The sequence below is a fragment of the Streptomyces amakusaensis genome, assembly GCF_039532665.1.
In the GTDB taxonomy this organism is placed as follows: domain Bacteria; phylum Actinomycetota; class Actinomycetes; order Streptomycetales; family Streptomycetaceae; genus Streptomyces; species Streptomyces amakusaensis.
In genome coordinates this window covers 1-4,914 of the sequence record NZ_BAAASB010000057.1, presented here as the reverse complement: position 1 = coordinate 4,914, position 4,914 = coordinate 1, and the positions used below count along the sequence as shown (strand labels likewise).

General features: G+C 70.4%; 1 protein-coding gene. It reads left to right on the top strand.

Features of this window, described 5'->3' with window-relative positions; genetic code table 11:
* Nucleotides 1-4,914 (top strand): amino acid adenylation domain-containing protein (locus tag ABD371_RS35585; RefSeq protein ID WP_344486873.1); only part of this gene is annotated, 4,914 nt, incomplete at both ends.

The window sequence follows — 4,914 nt, the reverse complement described above, 5'->3', positions numbered from 1 at the left end:
AGGCCGCGCTCGAACCCGTACCGACCTCCTTCCGGCACTGGGCGCGTGAACTCGCCGAACAGGCCGGAAGCGAAGACCGGCTCACCGAAGTGGCCCAGTGGGTCGACTTCCTCCAGGGCCCGGACCCACTCCTCACAACAGAGCCGGTCGACCCCGAACGCGACCTCCAGAAGACCCTGCGACAGGTGTCGGTACGGGTCCCCATCGAGGTGACGTCCGAACTGCTCACCAGCGTTCCGACGGCGTTCCACGCGGGCATTGACGATGTGCTGCTGACCGGGCTGACGGCGGCCGTCGCCGAGTGGCGGAACACTCAGCACACCCCCGCCGGCAGCGCGATCCTGGTGGACCTCGAAGGCCACGGCCGGGTCCCTCTCAGCGACGCTGACGATCTGTCGCGGACGGTGGGCTGGTTCACGAGCAGCCATCCCGTACGGCTGGATGTCGGATCGGCGGATCTGACGGAGATCAGGGAAGGCGGCCCGGCGGCCGGGCGGGTGCTGAAGCGGGTCAAGGAGCAGGTGCGGGCGGTCCCCGGCGACGGCCTCGGCTACGGCGTACTGCGCTATCTCAACCCCGAAGCGGCACCCGAACTCGCCGCGCTGCCCTCGGCCCAGATCGGCTTCAACTACCTCGGACGGTTCTCCGTCTCCGCTCCCGCGACCCCCGCCAAGGGAGCCCCGGCCGGCTGGACCCCGCCCCGCGACGGCGGCGGCGATGTGAGCCTGGGTGGGGATTACCAGGTCATGCACGCGCTGGAGGTCATGGGCGTCGTACGGGATCTGCCCGAGGGGCCCGAGCTGACGCTGACTCTCCTCTGGCCGGAGCGGCTGTGGGACGAGGAGGCCGTCACCCGGCTGCTCGACGGATGGGCGGCGATGCTGACCGGGCTCGTGACCCACACGGCCGATTCGGAGGGCGGCGGTCACACCCCGTCGGACTTCTCGCTCGTGACGCTCGACCAGACACGGATCGAAGAGTTGGAGGCGGAGGTTCCGGGGCTGGTCGACGTCCTGCCGGTCTCCCCGCTCCAGGAGGGGCTGCTGTTCCACGCCCTCTTTGATGAGCAGGGCACGGACGTCTATGTCGAGCAGCTCGACATGGGGCTCGAAGGCCCGCTGGACCCGGTGGCGCTGCGGGCGTCCTGGCAGGCGCTGTTGGACCGGCACGCCAGCCTGCGGGCCGGTTTCCATCAGCTGCCGGGTGTGGACCAGCCGGTCCAGGTGGTCACCCGCCATGTGGTCATGCCCTGGCGCGAGGAGGACATCTCCGGCCTCGCGGACGACGAGAAGGCGGCCGAGGCCGAGCGGCTCGGCCTGGAGGAACGCGCCCGCCGCTTCGATCTCACAGCGCCACCGCTGGTCAAGGTCGCCCTGGTCAAGCTGGGTGGTGAGCGGTTCCGCATGATGATCACGCTGCATCACATCGCGCTGGACGGCTGGTCGCTGCCGATCCTGATGCAGGAGCTGTGGACGGCGTACGAGGCCGGCGGCAGCACGAGCGGCCTTCCCGCGGTCACTCCGTTCCGTGACTATCTGGAGTGGCTGTCCCGTCAGGACAGGGAAGCCGCCCAGGAGGCATGGCGGGAGGCGCTCGCGGACGTCGAAGAGCCGAGCCTCATCGCTCCCGTCGACCGGGACGCCGAGCTGGTGCACGGCGAAGTGGTCATCGGCGAGGCGGATCCCGCTCTGGACGAGGCCCTGCGCGAGCTGGTCCGGATCCAGGGGGTGACCCTGAACACGGTGGTCCAGGCGGCGTGGGCGCTGCTGATCGGCAAGCTCACGGGCCGTCGGGACGTGGTGTTCGGCGCGAGCGTCGCGGGGCGGCCCGCCGAGCTGCCGGGCATGGAGTCGATGCTGGGTCTGTTCATCAACACCGTTCCGGTGCGCGTACGGTTCGACCCCGCGCAGACGGTGGCGGGCATGCTGGTGGAGCTCCAGGCCGAGCAGTCCGCGCTGATGGACTACCAGTATTTGAGCCTGAGCGACATCCAGCGCCTGGCGGGCGCGGGAGCCACCTTCGACACGATCATGGCTTTCGAGAACTTCCCGTCGGGCGGCAACCAGGAAGCGCCGCCGGACACGGGCACGGACTCGGAGACGGACTCGCCGATGCCCGGCCCGGGCGGACTCCGGGTGTTCGACTCCGGGATCCGGGAGTCGATCAACTTCCCGCTCGGACTCGTGGCGGGGCCGATCGGCGGTCTGGCCATGCGCCTCACCTACCGTCCCGATCTGTTCACCGCCGACGAGGCACAGCGCATCCTCGACCGGCTGCTGCGGCTGCTGGAACAGATGGCGACGGCCCCGGACGCCCTGCTCAGCCAGATCGAGGTACTGGACGGAGCCGAGCGGTCGCGGCTGGTGTCGGAGTGGAACGACACCGCGCGGCCGATCGAAGCGGGCCTGGTGCCGGACCTGTTCGCGGCGCGTGTCGCGAGCGCGCCCGGGGTACCGGCGGTCCGGTCCGGTGCGGACGTTCTCTCGTACGAGGAACTGGACGCGCGTGCCAATCGGCTGGCGCACGTCCTGACTGACGCGGGTGTGGGTCGGGAGCGGGTGGCGGGTCTGTGCCTGCCGCGCGGGATCGACATGGTGGTGGCGCTGCTCGCGGTCTGGAAGGCCGGCGGGGCGTACGTACCGCTCGACCCGGAGCACCCGGCGGACCGTCTCGCGTACATGATCGCGGACAGCGGCGCGGTGGTCGTGCTGAGCACCGGGGACACGATGACGGATGTGCCGGTGGAGGACACCCCGGTGATGCTGCTCGACCGGCTCGGCGAGCGGATCGCGGCACAGTCCTCGGCCGCGCCGGTCACCACGGTGACTTCCGAGCAGCTGGCGTACGTGATTTACACCTCGGGTTCGACGGGTCGTCCGAAGGGTGTGGCGGTCGCTCATGGCGGGGTGGCGAACCTCGCGCAGGTGATGCGCCCGGTGCTCGGCATGGGCGAAGGGGTGGTGGCGCTTCAGTTCGCGTCGTTCAGCTTCGACGCGGCCGTGCTCGATGTCGCGGTCACTCTCGCCGCCGGTGGAACGCTCGCGATCGCGTCGAGCGAGGAGCGCCGGGAGCCCGAGGCCCTGGCGGAGATGATCCGTGCCTCGGGTGTCGAGGTCGCGAGCGTCGTCCCCTCACTGCTGGGTGTGCTGGATCCGGCGGCGGTGCCCGGTGTACGGAACTGGGTCCTCGGCGCCGAGCGGCTCAATGCCGATCTGGCGAGTCGGTGGCTCGCTGGTTCGCGGGTCTGGAACACCTACGGTCCGACCGAGGCGACCGTCATCACCACCGCCGTTCCTCTCGACGCCGGGATGACCCCCGACGATCAGCCTCCGGCGATCGGCCGCCCGATCGGCAATGCCCGGGTCTTCGTCCTGGACGACTTCCTCCAGCCGGTTCCGGTGGGTGTGACGGGTGAGCTGTACGTCTCGGGTGATGGCCTGGCCCGGGGTTATGCGGGGCGTGCGGATCTGACGGCGGAGCGTTTCGTGGCGAGCCCGTTCGGCGGGCGGATGTATCGCTCGGGTGACCTGGCTCGTTGGAGTGCGGACGGTCAGCTGTGGTTCGTGGGTCGGGCGGATGAGCAGGTGAAGATCCGTGGGTTCCGTGTCGAGCCCGGTGAGGTGGAGTCCGTCCTCGCGGCGCACGAGAGTGTCGGTCAGGTCGCGGTGGTGGTGCGTGAGGACCGGCCGGGTGACAAGCGTCTGGTCGCTTACGCCGTGCCCACGACCGCCGACAGTTTTGATGTCGAGGTGCTCAAGCGGTTCGTGGGGGACCGGCTGCCGGAGTACATGGTTCCGGCGGCGGTCGTCGTCCTGGAGGCCCTCCCGCTGACCGTCAACGGCAAGTTGAACCGTACGGCTCTGCCCGCGCCCGAGTTCGACGGTGCGGCAGGCGGCCGGGGGCCCGCCACGCTCATGGAAGAGGTGCTGTGCGGGCTGTTCGCCGAGGTGTTGGGCCTGGACCGGGTCGGTGCCGAGGTGTCGTTCTTTGAACTGGGCGGTGACTCGCTGCTCGCGATGCGGCTGATCGCCCGGGTCCGCGCCGTACTCGACACCGAGGTCAGCATCCGGGATCTGTTCACCGCAGCCACCGTGGCGGGGCTGGCCGGCCTGATCGACGGCACGGGCGGGGAGACCCGTATCGCGCTGGCGCGCCGGGAGCGGCCGGATGTGCTGCCGCTGTCCTACGCGCAGCAGCGGATGTGGTTCCTCAACCGGCTGGAGGGCGTCGGCGAGGGCGCGGGCTACAACATGCCGCTGACCCTGCGGCTCTCGGGCGAGCTGGACGTGGTCGCGCTGGAGGCGGCTCTCGGCGATGTGGCCGACCGGCACGAGAGCCTGCGGACCGTCTTCCCCGAGACCGACGGCACCCCGCGCCAGCACATCCTGGAAGGCGCGGCCGGACGTCCGCCGCTCATCGCGGTCGAGACCCACGAGAGCGAACTCGAATCCGTGCTCGCCGCGCACGCCGGCCAGGGCTTCGACCTCAGCGTCGATCTGCCCTGGCGGGCAAGGCTGCTGATGACCGGCCCCACGGAGCATGTGCTGCTGATCGTGATCCATCACGTCGCCTCGGACGGCTGGTCCACCGGAGTGCTGACGCGCGACCTCGGCACCGCCTACGCGGCCCGCAGCGCCGGCCGGGCCCCCGGCTGGCAGCCGCTGCCCGTGCAGTACGCGGACTACGCGCTCTGGCAGCGCGAAGTCCTCGGCGAACTGGGCGACGAGAACAGCCTGATCGGCAGGCAGCTCGACTACTGGCGAGGCGCGTTGGCCGGCATCCCCGACGAGCTGGTGTTGCCGGTGGATCGTCGGCGGCCGGGTGTGTCGTCGTTCCGTGGTGGTACGGCTTCGGTGCGGGTGGGTGCTGGTACGCATGCGCGGTTGGTGGAGTTGGCGCAGCGTGGTGGGGCGA